Here is a 14,122-nt window from a genome sequence, read left to right as displayed (position 1 = left end):
ATGAATAAAATTATATTTTTTCTTTTACTTTTTATCTCCATAGCTTTTGGGTCAGAGATTAGATGGCTTTCCTTTGAGGAAGGTCTGAAAAAGGCAAAGCAGGAGAATAAGCTCATATTAATGGATATCTATGCCCAGTGGTGCCACTGGTGCAATGTGATAGAAAATACAACATACAGAGACCCAAGGGTTATCAAACTAATTGAAAAATATTACATACCTGTTAGGGTAGATGCAGAAAAAAGACCTGAAATTAACAAAAAATACAATCAGGGTGGCCTTCCATCAACGTTAATACTGGACAAGAACGGAAATATTGTATGGGGTGGAATTTATGTATCCCCTGATGAGATGGTTAATCTGCTGAACTATTTTAGAACCCTATCTCCTCAAGAAATACAGGAACTTGTAAAAGAAAACCAAAAACGAATGCAGCGACATCAAAAAAGATTTTTGAAAAAAATCCGTCCCAAAAAACCATCCCAGAAATATATCAAAAAAACCTTTAAATCTGTAAAGCTTAGATTTGACTGGGACAACGGCGGATTTTATGGCCACCCAAAATTCCCTGAAGAAGAACTTCCACACTTTTTGATGCTTTATTCTTTATTTTTCAACAACAACGAAGCCAAAAAAATGCTGGACAAAACCCTTGAAGGATATATGAAACTTATAGACCCTGTAGAAGGGGGAATTTATAGGTATAGCGTAAATGAATTCTGGACACAGCCCCATTATGAAAAGCTCCTGAAAGACCAGGCAGACCTTTCAACAATGTTTTTTGATGCTTATGCATTTACATCAAACAAAAAATATCTAAAAGCAGCCCTATCACTTGTGGATTTTGCTGTAAACAGACTTTATGACACTAAAAAAGGCTTTTTTTATAACTCTCAGGGTGCAGACATAATAGATGAACACGGCACGCTGCTAATGACAGGAGAAGACTATTTTGTTTTAGACAAAGAAGAAAGAGAAGAAGTCGTCAAAAAACTGGGTTATGCCCCAAATATTGAAGAAGTTGTGTATTTTAGAACAAATGCCCTTATCTCAAAGGCTTTATTTTATGCTTATGCATTTACTAAAAATCCCAATTATCTGAACATAGCTGAAAAAATTCTTGGAAATATACTGAAAAAAGGCTGGACAGAAAAGGGAATTATATACTCTCCCCATATAAAAAAATATTTTCTCAACTCAAATGTTTACACACTGGAAGTCCTCTTGACTGCATACCAGATAACTGGGAACAAACAGTATCTCAAAAAGGCAGAGGAGTTATTCAAGATCTTGGATAAATACTATTTTTCAAAAAAAATAAATCTGTTTACAGATATGGCAGATGTAGGGCTGAACTACAACAGGATTTCTTTTATTGATAATATAGTTGTTTTAAATAGGAGATTATCTATAGCTCTTTATCAGCTTGCATCATTTACCGGGGGTATGAATTATGCAGATATATATCGGAAAATCATTTCACATTTGCCATCTAATATAAACCTGAATACTGCAATTGGATTTATGCTTGAGCTTTATCCACCAACAGTAGTTCATATAATCGGAGATAAAAAGGATAAAAACAGATTTATTCTTTCCTCATTTATCGTTTTTCCTTACTGGAACTATACCCAATTTATAGATAAAAAAGATAAAAAAATGCTATCAAAAATTGAGTATCCAGCAAAAAAAGAAACAACTGCCTATTTATGCAATATAGATACTTGCTTCTTTGAGATTAAAAAACCTGGGGATATTAAAAAGCAGGTTTTCAGGGTATTTTCCAGCTACAAAAATTCTATTTTTATTCAAAAGTATTAGTTTTCATATAAAGATCACAAGGGAACCCAGAATTTCCCATCAGTTGAACTTTAGCTTCTATTGGTAAGCTTACTTTATGCGTATGAATATCTATCTCTAAAGGAACAGGTGTCCAGCCTGTATAACCACCCATTCTATTTCTGGCATTTACCTTTACACATGCTTTCCAGAAATAACGACAGGAGCTTTTATCTGGACCTTTACACTCATAGGCTTTCTTAGGTGGATATTTAAACTTTATCTTTGGTTCCGGGTCAATAAATATTTCCGCATCATAAAAATAATCTTTTACAAGTTTTTTCCAGTTTTTAGGATATTCTCCGTAATCTACTTTCTTTAATTCTTCTAGAGTCGGCTTATATTTAGGTATTTTCTTCAAATCATCGCATCCTTGGTAATACCCAAGATTACATGCTTTATCTAAATACTTCCACGCAGTTTTTAAATTAGATTTTGCCATGTATATTGAGCCAATATTATAACAACCAACTCCAAGATTTAAATCACATGCTTTCTGGAAATATTTCATGTATAAATCTTTGTTCTTTTGTTGGTCTAATCTGTAATAAATGATACCTACCAAATTGCAACTTTCGGCATCATTTAAATTACATGCCTTGTCATAATACTGGAGAGCTAGATTTACATTTTTAGGAACTCCATATCCGTTGTAATACATGTTCCCAAGATTACGACAGCCTACTGCATTATTATTTCCACAGGCTATTTCGTTCTGCTGTTTAATTTGGGCATAATCTACCATAGGAGCACAGGATAAAATAGCTGAAGAAAATCCAGCTGCCAGAAAAACAAATAACTTTTTCATTTACTTTCTCTCTTATTTAGTTCATTAATAATTCTAAATGAACTATAGGAAGAAATCTTTCTCATTTTATATATGGATTATTTAATTGTTGTATTCCATCATAAGTATATGTAATAGTTGAAAGCACTGTAAAAAATGCAGCGGTATATATACAGCATTTAACCGCAAGTTCAGGAATCTGGATAATGTTTGCCACCAGCACGACCACAACAGAAAGAATCTGGAAAAATGTTGTTGCTTTCCCAAAAATAGAAGGTCTAACATCAAGGTATCCCTTCAGCAAATATATCAATGCACTTCCAAGAAGAATATAAATATCTCTGCTAATCACAATCACCACAAACCAGTAAGGAAATCTAACAGGCAGGTCAGAGGTGTATATAAAAACAAAACTACTTATTAATAAGGCTTTATCTGCAATAGGGTCTAAGATTTTTCCCAGTGTGGTTATCTGATTAAATTTTCTGGCCACAAAACCATCAAGGGCATCTGTGATACCTGCCACAATAAAAGTAATTAAAGCATACAGCGGTTTTCCATAACCTAAAAAGATTATAAAAACAGGAATAAGAAATATCCTTAAAACAGTTATATAGTTTGCAATACTCAATTTATTTTCCTGATTTTCTGGCTTTTTCTATTATTTTAGTAGTTGATATATCATAAACAAAATCAATAGTCTTTACCTCTCCCCCATAGGATTTAACAAAATCTGCACCAACAATATTTTCAATACTCCAATCTCCACCTTTTACAAGAACATCAGGTTTTATCTCCTTTATAAGCCTTTCAGGTGTATCCTCTTCAAAAATAATAACCAGATCAACTGGCTTTAATGCCTCTAAAACTCTTTTTCTATGTTCCTGAATATTTACAGGCCTATCTTTTCCTTTTATTCTTCTGATAGATTCATCACTGTTTAGCCCCACCACAAGCACATCTCCAAGGGCTTTTGCCTTCTCCAGATAATCCACATGGCCGGCATGGATAATATCAAAACAACCATTTGTAAAAACAATCTTTTTGCCTTCTTTTTTCCATCTGTTAATTATTTCCATATAATCCATTTATTTTCCCTCTACAGCTTTTTTGGTAGGTAAGAGCAGTAAATATCCCAGTAAAAAAACAGGATACGAAATAATAAGATAAATACCGTTATCTCTGACAAGAGAATAAATAAAGCCTATAATCAGCGGAATTTCCCCAAAAACCAGCATCACAAAATAGAAGTTTTTTTCATATACGTATCTTACTTGCTTTACAAAAAATATAATCGCAGGCACAAGGGAAATAACTCCGAGCACAACATAATCTATCATCGAAAACTCAACAGGATGAACATTTTTCCCTCTAAAAATAATTATCAATAAAGCGATATAAAATAGTGAAAAATACAGAGAAGCAAAGTAAAATCGCCTTAGTTGAAAAAGTTTTTCTGACATCATTTTGATAGCTTTCTGGATAATTTTTCAAATTCTTTATTTATTTTTTCAAATTCAGAAAGGAGTTTTTTTGCCTCTTCTGTTAATCTGGTTCCGCCACCACCTTTGCCGCCTCTCTGGGTTTCCACCAGTTTTATCCCCAGTCTATTTTCCATTGTTTTCAAAAAACTCCATGCTTTTTTATAAGACATACCTACTGCTTTTGCAGCCTTTGCAATGGAACCGGTTTTCTCTATCTCTCTGAGGAGTTTATCCCGTCCCAATCCCATAACAATATCCTTATCCTTTTCAAGCCATATCTTGTATCTAATTTTATATCCTTTAGCCATTTATCCACCAAAATACCAGCTTTTTATGGTTTCACCAAAGAACAGGTAAATTACAGCTGCAAGTGCCAAAAATGGCCCAAATGGAATTTCAAATTTGCCTTTATCCTCACTTTTTGAAAGATAAGCCCCTAAAATTCCAACAACAGCCCCCAGCAAAGAACCAAAAAATATTGTAAACAAAGAACCAAACCAGCCTATATATGTTCCTACAAAGGCCATCATTTTAACATCACCCATTCCAAGCCCTTCAATACCTCTAAATTTCAGGTAAAAGTAGGCTATACCAAATAAAAATCCTGCACCGACAGCAGCACCAATTAATGCATCTATCCAGCTAAAATCTGTTCTGAAAAATGAATAAACAATTCCTGATACAAATCCTATAAAATTAATCTCATCCGGAATGATTTTAAAATCAATATCTATAAATGTAATGGCTATCATCAATGCCAGAAAAAGGAAGATAAATATATAATCAACAGAGACACCTGTTTTCCAGAATGCTGCTACAGAAGCAATACCTGTTAAAATTTCAACAAAAGGATACCTTAGACTAATTTTACTGCCGCAATATCTACATCTACCTTTTAGCACAAGATAAGATAGCACAGGAATATTGTCATACCACTTTATTTTCTGGCCACAGCTTGGACAGAAGGAAAAAGCTGGACTGGCAACAGACTTGCCCCTCGGCAATCTATATATAACCACATTAAGAAAACTCCCCACAATAAGCCCAAAAATAAAAGCAGCAAACAGATAAAAATAAAACAGATTTTCCATTTTTATTTATTTTCTAAATTATTTTCTTCTTGTGATAACTTTTCGGCTTCTTCTTCAACTTCTTTTTTAAGCTGGGTTCCTACTTTTACAAGGAAATATATCTGGAACACTGTAAAACCTATCATAACAGAGATTACTCCCCCTATTCCTGCAAGACTTCCGATTAAAACGGCAACAATAGGTATGGGAAGCCTGATTATCATACTTCTGAGGACTTTACCTTTATCTGTGCCAAAATTATTAACACTTTTAAACAGATGGGTAAAATAAAAAAAGCTTGCAATAAGCCCTAAAATAAAAAGTGGAAAATAAAAAAGAACCTCTATTGACATATACCTCTCCAGTTTGGGATAACTGGCCAATATTCTATCATATCAGAAGGTATAAATCCTATTTTCCATTGGAAATACCCAAAAATCAGACATAACTTATAAAAACAGGTTTTTTATAAAAATTTTTTGTAAAATAACATTAAAAGATAAGGAGGGCAAAAATGGCTGTAAGTCCCTATGTTGCTGATAAGAAAAAATTGGAAAAATTCAGAAAATTACTTCTTCAGGAAAAGAAAAGAATTTTAGATAGGGTTTTCCAGAAGGAAGATATAATCAAGAAAATGACAGAAGAAGGTCTTACGATACCTGAAGAACTTGATGATTATGCAAGAATAGATTACACAGAGTTTATACTTTCTGAACTTGAGGATATAGAAATTGAAATTCTTCAGGAAATAGACAAAGCATTACAAAGAATGGAAGAAGGGACTTATGGACTGTGTGAGGTTTGCGGAAAGCCTATTGAAGAGAAAAGGCTTGAAGCACTTCCCTGGACAACTCTCTGTATTGAACATGCTGCAGAAGCAGAAAAAACAAGGGATTTAATAGACCACAGATATACTGTTTATCTTAGAGAAAGCCTTATTCCTTATTACGAACCTTTAGAGGAAGATGTAAAAGAGGAAGGAGAGGATAAATGAGTCTGTGGAAAAAAAGCCTTACTGAACTTTCTAATGCAGTAAAAAATAAAGAAGTTAAACCTTCTGAGATTTTAGAAGCTTTTTTAAATAGGACACAGCAAGTGGAACCTGAAATTAAATCTTACGTTACAAATCTAATTGACAAAGCCTATGAAGAGGCGAAGAAAAAAGATGAAGAATTATTAAAATTAGATGAAATTCCGGATTTGTTTGGACTTCCAATAGCCATTAAGGACAACATAATAACAAAGGATATCAGAACAACATGTTCCTCAAAAATACTTGAAAACTTTGTTCCACCTTATAACGCAACTGTAATAGAAAAACTAAACGAGCAAGGATATATTATCACAGGTAAAACAAATCTTGATGAGTTCGCAATGGGTTCTTCCACAGAAAACTCTGCATTCTTCACCACCAGAAACCCATGGGATTATGAAAGAGTTCCAGGAGGCTCCTCAGGTGGTTCAGCTGCAGCAGTTGGTGCCGGAATAGTTCCTGCAGCCCTTGGTTCTGACACAGGAGGTTCCATAAGACAGCCTGCAGCTTTTTGTGGAGTTGTAGGACTAAAACCCACTTATGGAAGGGTTTCCAGATACGGACTGGTAGCATTTGCATCTTCCCTTGACCAAATTGGTCCAATTACCAGAACTGTTGAAGACGCAGCAGTGCTTATGAACATTATATCTGGATGGGACAGGAGAGACAGCACATCTTCAAAACAGGAAGTTCCAGATTTTACTTCATATATTGGCAAAGATATAAAAGGTTTGAAAATTGGTGTTCCAAAAGAATTTTTTGTTGAAGGATTAGATCCCCAGGTTAAAGAAACAGTTGAAAATGCCATAAAACAACTGGAAAAAGAAGGGGCAATTATTGAACAGGTATCACTGCCTACAACAAGATATGCAATTGAGGCCTATTATATAATTGCACCTTCTGAAGCATCATCTAATCTTGCTAGATACGATGGTGTTAGATACGGATACAGAACTTCAGATTATAAAGACCTTGAAGAGATGTATTCTAAAACAAGGGATGAAGGTTTTGGTGCTGAGGTTAAAAGAAGAATAATGCTGGGAACTTACTCCTTATCTTCCGGATATTACGATGCCTATTATCTAAAAGCCCAAAAGGTAAGAACACTTATTTATCAAGAATTTATGGATGTATTTGAAAAGGTTGACCTTCTTGCAACCCCAACAACACCGGACGTTGCATTTAAAATAGGAGAAAAAGTTTCTGACCCACTTCAGATGTATCTATCTGATATATTCACAGTTTCAGTTAATATGGCAGGTGTTCCGGGGATAAGTATTCCTTGTGGATTCAAAGATGGTTTACCTGTTGGTCTTCAGCTAATAGGAAAACCTTTTGATGAAGGAACATTGCTTCAGGTTGCCCATTATTACGAAAGAATGAATGATTTTTATAAAAAATTCCCTGGGGAATAGGAAATCCTATTCCCTGTCTAATTTAAATTTTTTAACCTCTTTCTGAACCTTTTCTGCTGTTTCATACATTTCTTTTATTTCTTCTGTTATATACTGGTTTTCCTGTGTTGTTTTATGGGAAATCTCTGATATTTTCTCTATATTCTGGTGCATTTTGGATATATGTTCAGACTGGATTTGAATTGCCTTTGCAATCTCATCCATTAAACCTGCCATATGGTCGTAGTTTTTAGCCATCTGGGTGTATCCGGTATGGGTCTTTTCAAGGGAATTACGGGATTTTTTGATATTTTCAAATACTTCATCAATCATATTTTGAACCTGTTTAGCAAAATTAGATGTATTTTCTGCCAGCTGCCTCACTTCATCTGCAACAACAACAAATCCTTTTCCAAATTCACCTGCCCTTGCAGCTTCTATAGCAGCGTTTAAAGCAAGGAGATTTGTTTGATTTGCTATATCAAGAATATTTTTGGTCATAGATTTTATATTTTCTCCGGCTTCTATTAGTATTTCTATGTATTTTTCTAACTCTTTTATGTTTTGTTCTCCTTTATTTATTTCATCTTTTATCTGGATACCAAGTTTTTGCGCTTTTTCTGCATTTTTGGATATTGCCTCAATTCTTTCCTTTATCTCATTTATAGAATTTCTAATTTCCTGTATATTTTTATCCTCTTCTTTTATATCATCCGAAATTTTTATTATCTGGTCTGTGATTTTTTCAAGTTCGGCTAAAATTGAACCAAAGCCTTTGAGGGTGATCTGAAGTGTTCCTGCCAGAGATTGAATGCTTTTGTTAATATTCTGACGAAGGATTTCAAATTCTCCCTCCATTTTTCTGTTTATTCTTTTTGTCAAATCAGCTTCTGATAAAGCCTGCATTACTTTTTTTATTTCATCAAAATTTTGATTTAACTCCTCCATAAAATTATTAAATTCAATTGCTGTTTGCCCTGCCTCATCTTTAAGATTTGTGTTTATCCTTGCTGAAAAATCTCCTTTTATTGCCTTGCCCATAGCAGTTTTAAGTTTTTCAAAAATATCAACATATCTGCCAATAAATCTATACATATACAAGCCTGCCAGAATGAAGATAATAGCTGAAGATAGTAAAATCAACTTAGTTGTTGAAAAGGCAAAAGCCCTAACATCAGAAATGTCTGTAACTATACTTATAGCTCCTAAAACTTCCCCTTCATTAACCTGATGGCACTGAAGACAATTTATCTTTCCATGGGAGGTGGCTATATACGGAATAGTTATTCTGTATTTGACTGTATCCATATTTTCTATTAGTTTTCTCTGGATTTTTCCTGTCTGAATCGCCTTTAAATCAAGTTCATCCTTTGGAGCTTCGTAGCTGTTTCCTTTTCCAAACTGTCTTATAACAGGTTCACCTCTTATAATCCAGAGTTTATCTATTCCATGTATATTTCTTATCTGATCTAAAAAATAATGCCTCATGTTCATCGTTCCTGTCATCATATGAGCTGTAAGACCGCTTTTTACCAGTTCTGCTACTATTCTTCCTGTTTTGTCTGCGTTATGGATACCATATTTTCTAAAGAAAAAGGCATTTATGGCTATAGTAAAACCAAGGATGAGCACCAGAATGATTACAATCCTGATTATAAATTTTTTTCTAAGAGTCATAGCAACCCCACCGGAGTTTTTTTTAATAATCGGTATTTATTTAGAAATTTTCAAATTCTTTTTAAAGCCTGAACAGGTTTTATGGTAGAAGCCCGATAAGCAGGGTATATTCCTGCTAAAACTCCTGTGATAATTGAAAGGGCAAATGAGAATAATATCCAGCTATAAGATATAGCCACAGGTAAATTAAAGACTGTAAATACTAACAGGGATAAGGCTGTCCCAATTATTGCTCCTAAAAAGCTTCCTGTAATTGAGATAAAGGCAGATTCAAGGATAAACTGCAGCATAATATCTATTTTCTTTGCCCCGACAGCTCTTCTTATGCCTATTTCTTCTATTCTCTCATTTATTATTAAAATCATTATAGACAGAATTCCTATTCCTCCTATAACAAAAGATATAACAGCAGAAACACCACCTAATATGCTGAATATATGCATAGCCTGCGTTTCCATCCTCATATAATCATCTGGAGAAAGAACAGTAAAATCATCTTTATCCGATGGTTTTAGATGATGTCTTTTTCTGAGAAGTTCTTTTATTTTTTCTTTTACATAGGGGATATTTTCCTTTCTATCAACTTGAACATAGATAGTATTTATATAATCAACATTCGCCAGTCTTCTCATTGCAGTTTTTAAAGGAGTGTATATAAGACTATCCTGGTCTTCTCCCGATATATCTGCTCCTTTTTCTTCCATAACACCTATTACTTTACAGGGAACCCTGAATATTAGTAGTGTCTTGCCTATAGGAGTTTCATTTTTAAAAAAATCTTTTGCTATCTTATAACCTAAGACTATTACTTTTTCTCCTGTTTTTTCTTCTTTGGGAGTGTAAAATCTACCTTTCCAGATTTTTATATTCCTTACCTCAGGGTATTCTCTTCCCACACCTATAATAGTTGCAAAAATAGTTGTTCCACCTCTTCTAATAGGATAAGAAATCTGAAAAGAAGGTAAAGCCTTTACCACATGGTCTATCTGTTGTTTTATTGCTATTGCATCTGATATTTTCAGAGTTGTTGCAGTAGATATTGTTCTGGATATATTCCTGAAAACTCTTATTTTCCCAGCTTTCACCACAACAAGATTTTTACCAAACTTTTCAACCTCAAGTTTGCTTTTTTCTTTTAGGGAATCAGATATGGAAACCATCATAATAAGGGCAAAAGTTCCAAAACCCACTCCAAGAATAGACAAAATAGATCTTGCCTTGTATTCTTTGAAAATCCTTGATATTACGGCAAGTAAAAGCAAAAATTTATCTATCATCCCCGGATTGCCTCAATTGGATTAAGATTAGCTGCTTTCATTGCAGGACTAAGTGCAGACACTACTCCAACTATTACAGATACTATTACCGCTGCTATAAAGGCTATAACCGAAAACTTTATTGGGAACTGGGCTATATGTGTAAGCATTTTTGCACCGACAATGGCAAGTCCAAATCCTATAACCGCACCGAATATGGTTATTATTACAGCTTCAAATAAAAACTGGAATAAGATATCCCCTTTTTTTGCCCCGATAGCCCTTCTTATCCCTATCTCTTTTTTTCTTTCATTTACAGAAAGCAAGAAAAGATTTGCCAGAACAAAACCACCAACAGTTAGAGAAATAGCTGAGGATAATCCAAGAAACAATACCAGTGTTCCTGTTAAGCTAACAAGAAATCTAATTATTTCTGTAGGCGAAAGAATAAAAAAATCATCATTTTCATCAGGTTTAAGATGATGCCTGTAGCGGAGTATCTGTCTTATTTTTTCAACCAGTCTATCAACAGGTGCACCTTTTATAAACTTTATTCTTATGGCATCAACATAGGTAAAGTCATGGTTTATCTTAGCCATAACCGTTGTATAAGGCATTAAAACCCTGTCATCCAGATTTCTACCTGTAGGTGTTGTTCCCCTTTTTGATAACAGTCCTACAACTTTACATGGCAGCCTGTTTACCAGTATCATTTTACCTACAGGGTCTTCTTTTCCAAACAGTTCTTCTTTTATATAAAGTCCGATAACACAGATATTTTGCTTTGTTTTAATTTCCTTTTTATTGAAAAATCTTCCTTCTATCAGATACCAGTTCCATGCTTCTTCATACTGGTCAGAAACACCGTAAATTTTTGTGGTTGTTATATTACCCCGGTAATAAACTGAACCATCTACAAACAAAATAGGCATTATCAGTTTTATCTCCGGTATAGCCTGTTTAAGTGCTTTTAGGTCTGATATTGTAAGGGTTTTTTTCCTGTGTCTGATTCCTCTCTCTTCCCGAGAACCGCTGAAGATAATAATACTTTCTGGACCAAAAACATCAATTATTTCATAGGCTTTATTGTAAGAACCTTCAACAGCGGCCACAATAATAGAAAGTGAGGCTATTCCTAAAGCTATACCGAGTAAAGAAAAAAATGTTCTTAGTTTATAAGCTTTAACGGCTATAAATGACTGATTAAATATTCTAAGTAGTCTTTTCATCAGGATGATGGTTTAAATCTGATTGTGGTTATTGCCCATTCTTCTTTGTTTTCCTTTATCTCATTGAATTTCCAGCTTTGAACGTATCTTTTTATAATCTGGTCTATTTTATTGTTTCCTGTAGTTTCAAGGAGAACTACTTTTGATACTGTTCCATCTTTGTTTATCCACAGTTTTACCCTTACAGGTGGTGGTGGAACCTTTGCTTTAATCAGGGGAGGTGGAGGCCTGTATATCAGTTTTCTACCGATAGCTGTTCCTGTTGCTGTTTTATCTACTTTGGATAATTCTGTTCCAAATGTTGGATTAAACTCTCCCTTTGTTATAGCTCTGAACTCTTTTATCTCTCCTGTTTCCACAGGAATATCAGAAAAATCTCCTGTGTCCATTTCATTTTCAGGAAGGGATATCTCCTCTTCTGGTAAAGTTGCAACTTCGGGGAGTTCAGGCGTTATTGCAGGCACTGCAGGTTTTGGGGCTACTTTTTTGCCTTTGGCAATTTTTTGTTTTTGGGGTTTTTTGACTGTTTCTTTTTTTACTTTTTTCTTTACTACCCTTTTCTTTTCCGGAGGTTTTATCTGTATGTATTTAATCTTTACCTGTTTTTGCTTAATCGGCTGAACATTTGCCGTCCAGAATCCAAGTAAATACAGAAAAACAATATTGACAACAAATCCTATCAGTAGTGAAATAATAAGTAATTTCTTATTTAGATAGCTTTTTTGAGGAAAATAGATATCCATAGCTATATTTTATGACAGAGGAAAAGTGCAGGCAAGGATATGGATTTTAAGAATTTAACAGTTTTAGGTTCAGGAAGCTGGGGAACAGCACTTGCACAGGCATTTGCAAGCAGGTTTGAAAATATTTTTATTTGGGGAAGAAATCAACAAATAATAGACGAAATAAATAAAAACCATTCCAACACAAAATATCTACCTGCTGTTGCCTTAAAAGAAAATATACAGGGAACCACAGACCTGAAATTTGCCTTTGACAAAGGAGATATTGTAATTGTAGCTATCCCAACCCAGTTTATCAGGCAAACATTGGAGCGGATAGATTATACAGTTGATAAACCGGTCATCTCAGCTTCAAAAGGAATAGAGATAGAAAGTCTTAAACTTATATCAGATGTAATTGCTGAAACTATTAAAATAAACAAAAAACTGGTTTTTGCTTTGTCCGGACCATCATTTGCAAAAGAAGTAGCTGCAGGCCTTCCAACAGCTGTGACCCTTGCAGGAGATTTAGAAATAGGAGAAAAACTTCAGTCTATTTTGAATACAGAAAATTTTAGGCTGTATTTAAATGAGGATATAATAGGCGTTCAGATTGGCGGTGCAGTCAAAAATGTTATAGCCATTGCAACAGGTGCAAGTGATGGGCTGGGTCTTGGGAATAATGCCCGTGCAGGTCTTATAACCAGAGGCCTCTATGAGATGACAAAAGTGGCAAAAGTATTCGGTGGCAAACCTGAGACTTTATACGGCCTTTCAGGTATGGGTGACCTTGTTTTAACTGCAACAGGGGATTTATCAAGGAACAGAACATTTGGTAAACTACTTGGTAAAGGTCTTTCTGTTGAAAAAGCTCTTCAGGAAGTTGGACAGGTAGTTGAAGGTATAAAAACCGTTAAAGCCTTAAAAAAAATAATGGAAAAAGAAAATATAGAACTTCCTATCTCAGACGTGGTTTATAGGGTAATATATGAAAACCTTTCTCCTATTGAAGCTGTGAAAATACTTATGAACAGACAACCAAAAAAAGAGGAACTTTAGATAATTTTTTCCTTTTTGGCAATTGTAAACAGGAGATATCCTATTCCACCTCCTACAAACACGAAAAACAAAATAAATCCATAAGGAGCATATTTTAGGATATTATTGATTAATTTCTGTTCTAATTTTTCTGATTTTTCTACCTCTTTGAGATAGTTCTGATATTCCTGTAATGTAGCTGTAAGCTGTTTTTGTAAATATTCATCTTCAGCCTTGAGGGATTTTTTTATAAAGTTATGCATAACATAGTAATAAACTTCCCTGTTATATGCCTCTGAATAACCTAATTTCTCAAATCCTTTTCTTGGGTCAACAGCTTTGTATCTATCATCAAGTTTATCGTAATATATCAGACCAATACGAAGGTCTGGATATTCTTCTTTTAGTTTTTTAGAAAGGTAGTTATTTTTATCAAGAGTGTTTAGTTGCTGCACTAAACTACCTATAAAGTGAGCTTTTTGCTTTTCTTCAGTATTACAACCGTATAAAAAAGTTAAAAATATTCCTACAATTAGAAGTATTTTTTTCATCATACAGATAATTTAATGCCAGTTTTTGAAATAAAAAATGGG

General features: G+C 34.1%; 16 protein-coding genes. 4 read left to right on the top strand and 12 right to left on the bottom strand.

Features of this window, described 5'->3' with window-relative positions; translation table 11 throughout:
- Positions 1–1,821 (top strand): DUF255 domain-containing protein, encoded by a 1,821-nt coding sequence (locus tag MVE07_RS03120; protein ID WP_297453852.1) that lies wholly within the window; start codon positions 1–3, stop codon positions 1,819–1,821.
- Here MVE07_RS03120 and MVE07_RS03115 read toward each other — a convergent pair.
- The 7 genes from MVE07_RS03115 to MVE07_RS03085 form a co-directional block, all read right to left on the bottom strand.
- The gene (locus MVE07_RS03115) at positions 1,805–2,647 is read right to left on the bottom strand and encodes a tetratricopeptide repeat protein (protein ID WP_297453849.1); all 843 of its coding nucleotides are present in this window, start codon (positions 2,645–2,647) and stop codon (positions 1,805–1,807) included. The two genes, MVE07_RS03120 and MVE07_RS03115, sit on opposite strands and share 17 nt — an antisense overlap.
- A gap of 61 nt (positions 2,648–2,708) precedes the next feature.
- Positions 2,709–3,257, bottom strand: a complete 549-nt coding sequence (pgsA, locus tag MVE07_RS03110) for a CDP-diacylglycerol--glycerol-3-phosphate 3-phosphatidyltransferase (RefSeq protein WP_297453846.1) — start codon at positions 3,255–3,257, stop codon at positions 2,709–2,711.
- 1 nt (position 3,258) lies between these two features.
- Positions 3,259–3,714 carry a D-glycero-beta-D-manno-heptose 1-phosphate adenylyltransferase gene (rfaE2, locus tag MVE07_RS03105; RefSeq protein ID WP_297453844.1) on the bottom strand — a complete coding sequence of 152 codons (456 nt, stop codon included), beginning with the start codon at positions 3,712–3,714 and terminating at the stop codon, positions 3,259–3,261.
- On the bottom strand, positions 3,715–4,014 hold the full coding sequence (locus tag MVE07_RS03100; RefSeq protein WP_297453842.1) for a hypothetical protein: 300 nt from the start codon (positions 4,012–4,014) through the stop codon (positions 3,715–3,717).
- Positions 4,015–4,088: 74 nt separating this feature from the next.
- Entirely contained in the window at positions 4,089–4,418 is a 330-nt protein-coding gene (locus tag MVE07_RS03095) for a LysR family transcriptional regulator (protein ID WP_297453839.1), read from the bottom strand.
- The gene (locus MVE07_RS03090) at positions 4,419–5,201 is read right to left on the bottom strand and encodes an A24 family peptidase (protein WP_297453836.1); all 783 of its coding nucleotides are present in this window, start codon (positions 5,199–5,201) and stop codon (positions 4,419–4,421) included.
- A gap of 2 nt (positions 5,202–5,203) precedes the next feature.
- Positions 5,204–5,533 carry an ATP synthase subunit I gene (locus MVE07_RS03085; protein ID WP_297453833.1) on the bottom strand — a complete coding sequence of 110 codons (330 nt, stop codon included), beginning with the start codon at positions 5,531–5,533 and terminating at the stop codon, positions 5,204–5,206.
- Positions 5,534–5,694: 161 nt separating this feature from the next.
- On the opposite strand from MVE07_RS03085, the gene MVE07_RS03080 reads away from it, so the two are divergent.
- Positions 5,695–6,174, top strand: a complete 480-nt coding sequence (locus MVE07_RS03080) for a TraR/DksA family transcriptional regulator (RefSeq protein WP_297453830.1) — start codon at positions 5,695–5,697, stop codon at positions 6,172–6,174.
- A complete protein-coding gene (gene gatA / locus MVE07_RS03075) occupies positions 6,171–7,628 on the top strand; it encodes an Asp-tRNA(Asn)/Glu-tRNA(Gln) amidotransferase subunit GatA (protein WP_297453828.1) in 1,458 nt (485 codons plus the stop codon). Before MVE07_RS03080 ends, gatA begins: the two co-directional genes overlap by 4 nt.
- 6 nt (positions 7,629–7,634) lie before the next feature.
- Here gatA and MVE07_RS03070 read toward each other — a convergent pair whose 3' ends face one another.
- The 4 genes from MVE07_RS03070 to MVE07_RS03055 are packed head-to-tail and all read right to left on the bottom strand — an operon-like array spanning position 7,635 to position 12,512.
- Positions 7,635–9,284 (bottom strand): methyl-accepting chemotaxis protein, encoded by a 1,650-nt coding sequence (locus MVE07_RS03070; RefSeq protein ID WP_297453826.1) that lies wholly within the window; start codon positions 9,282–9,284, stop codon positions 7,635–7,637.
- Between the two features lie 50 nt (positions 9,285–9,334).
- Positions 9,335–10,561, bottom strand: a complete 1,227-nt coding sequence (locus tag MVE07_RS03065; RefSeq protein ID WP_297453823.1) for an ABC transporter permease — start codon at positions 10,559–10,561, stop codon at positions 9,335–9,337.
- Positions 10,558–11,769 carry an ABC transporter permease gene (locus tag MVE07_RS03060; protein WP_297453820.1) on the bottom strand — a complete coding sequence of 404 codons (1,212 nt, stop codon included), beginning with the start codon at positions 11,767–11,769 and terminating at the stop codon, positions 10,558–10,560. The genes MVE07_RS03065 and MVE07_RS03060 overlap by 4 nt, the downstream gene beginning before the upstream one ends.
- Entirely contained in the window at positions 11,769–12,512 is a 744-nt protein-coding gene (locus MVE07_RS03055; protein WP_297453817.1) for an energy transducer TonB, read from the bottom strand. The genes MVE07_RS03060 and MVE07_RS03055 overlap by 1 nt, the downstream gene beginning before the upstream one ends.
- A gap of 39 nt (positions 12,513–12,551) precedes the next feature.
- Between MVE07_RS03055 and MVE07_RS03050 the strand changes: the two genes are divergently transcribed.
- On the top strand, positions 12,552–13,550 hold the full coding sequence (locus MVE07_RS03050; protein ID WP_297453814.1) for an NAD(P)H-dependent glycerol-3-phosphate dehydrogenase: 999 nt from the start codon (positions 12,552–12,554) through the stop codon (positions 13,548–13,550).
- Here MVE07_RS03050 and MVE07_RS03045 read toward each other — a convergent pair.
- The gene (locus MVE07_RS03045) at positions 13,547–14,083 is read right to left on the bottom strand and encodes a hypothetical protein (RefSeq protein ID WP_297453811.1); all 537 of its coding nucleotides are present in this window, start codon (positions 14,081–14,083) and stop codon (positions 13,547–13,549) included. The genes MVE07_RS03050 and MVE07_RS03045 overlap by 4 nt on opposite strands.
- Between the last annotated feature and the right edge of the window lie 39 nt (positions 14,084–14,122).

Source organism: Persephonella sp. (assembly GCF_027023985.1).
Classification (GTDB): Bacteria; Aquificota; Aquificia; order Aquificales; family Hydrogenothermaceae; genus Persephonella_A.
Note: the sequence above shows the minus strand (reverse complement) of the source record. Positions and strands in the feature narration are given on the sequence as shown.

Excerpts from the sequence above, each read along its gene's own strand:
- MVE07_RS03055 (WP_297453817.1), bottom strand. The coding sequence starts at position 12,512 with ATGGATATCTATTTTCCTCAAAAAAGCTATCTAAATAAGAAATTACTT.
- MVE07_RS03120 (WP_297453852.1), top strand. The coding sequence starts at position 1 with ATGAATAAAATTATATTTTTTCTTTTACTTTTTATCTCCATAGCTTTT.
- MVE07_RS03090 (WP_297453836.1), bottom strand. The coding sequence starts at position 5,201 with ATGGAAAATCTGTTTTATTTTTATCTGTTTGCTGCTTTTATTTTTGGG.
- MVE07_RS03045 (WP_297453811.1), bottom strand. The coding sequence starts at position 14,083 with ATGATGAAAAAAATACTTCTAATTGTAGGAATATTTTTAACTTTTTTA.
- MVE07_RS03115 (WP_297453849.1), bottom strand. The coding sequence starts at position 2,647 with ATGAAAAAGTTATTTGTTTTTCTGGCAGCTGGATTTTCTTCAGCTATT.
- MVE07_RS03080 (WP_297453830.1), top strand. The coding sequence starts at position 5,695 with ATGGCTGTAAGTCCCTATGTTGCTGATAAGAAAAAATTGGAAAAATTC.
- MVE07_RS03050 (WP_297453814.1), top strand. The coding sequence starts at position 12,552 with ATGGATTTTAAGAATTTAACAGTTTTAGGTTCAGGAAGCTGGGGAACA.
- gatA (WP_297453828.1), top strand. The coding sequence starts at position 6,171 with ATGAGTCTGTGGAAAAAAAGCCTTACTGAACTTTCTAATGCAGTAAAA.
- MVE07_RS03085 (WP_297453833.1), bottom strand. The coding sequence starts at position 5,533 with ATGTCAATAGAGGTTCTTTTTTATTTTCCACTTTTTATTTTAGGGCTT.
- MVE07_RS03065 (WP_297453823.1), bottom strand. The coding sequence starts at position 10,561 with ATGATAGATAAATTTTTGCTTTTACTTGCCGTAATATCAAGGATTTTC.
- MVE07_RS03070 (WP_297453826.1), bottom strand. The coding sequence starts at position 9,284 with ATGACTCTTAGAAAAAAATTTATAATCAGGATTGTAATCATTCTGGTG.
- MVE07_RS03060 (WP_297453820.1), bottom strand. The coding sequence starts at position 11,769 with ATGAAAAGACTACTTAGAATATTTAATCAGTCATTTATAGCCGTTAAA.
- rfaE2 (WP_297453844.1), bottom strand. The coding sequence starts at position 3,714 with ATGGATTATATGGAAATAATTAACAGATGGAAAAAAGAAGGCAAAAAG.
- MVE07_RS03095 (WP_297453839.1), bottom strand. The coding sequence starts at position 4,418 with ATGGCTAAAGGATATAAAATTAGATACAAGATATGGCTTGAAAAGGAT.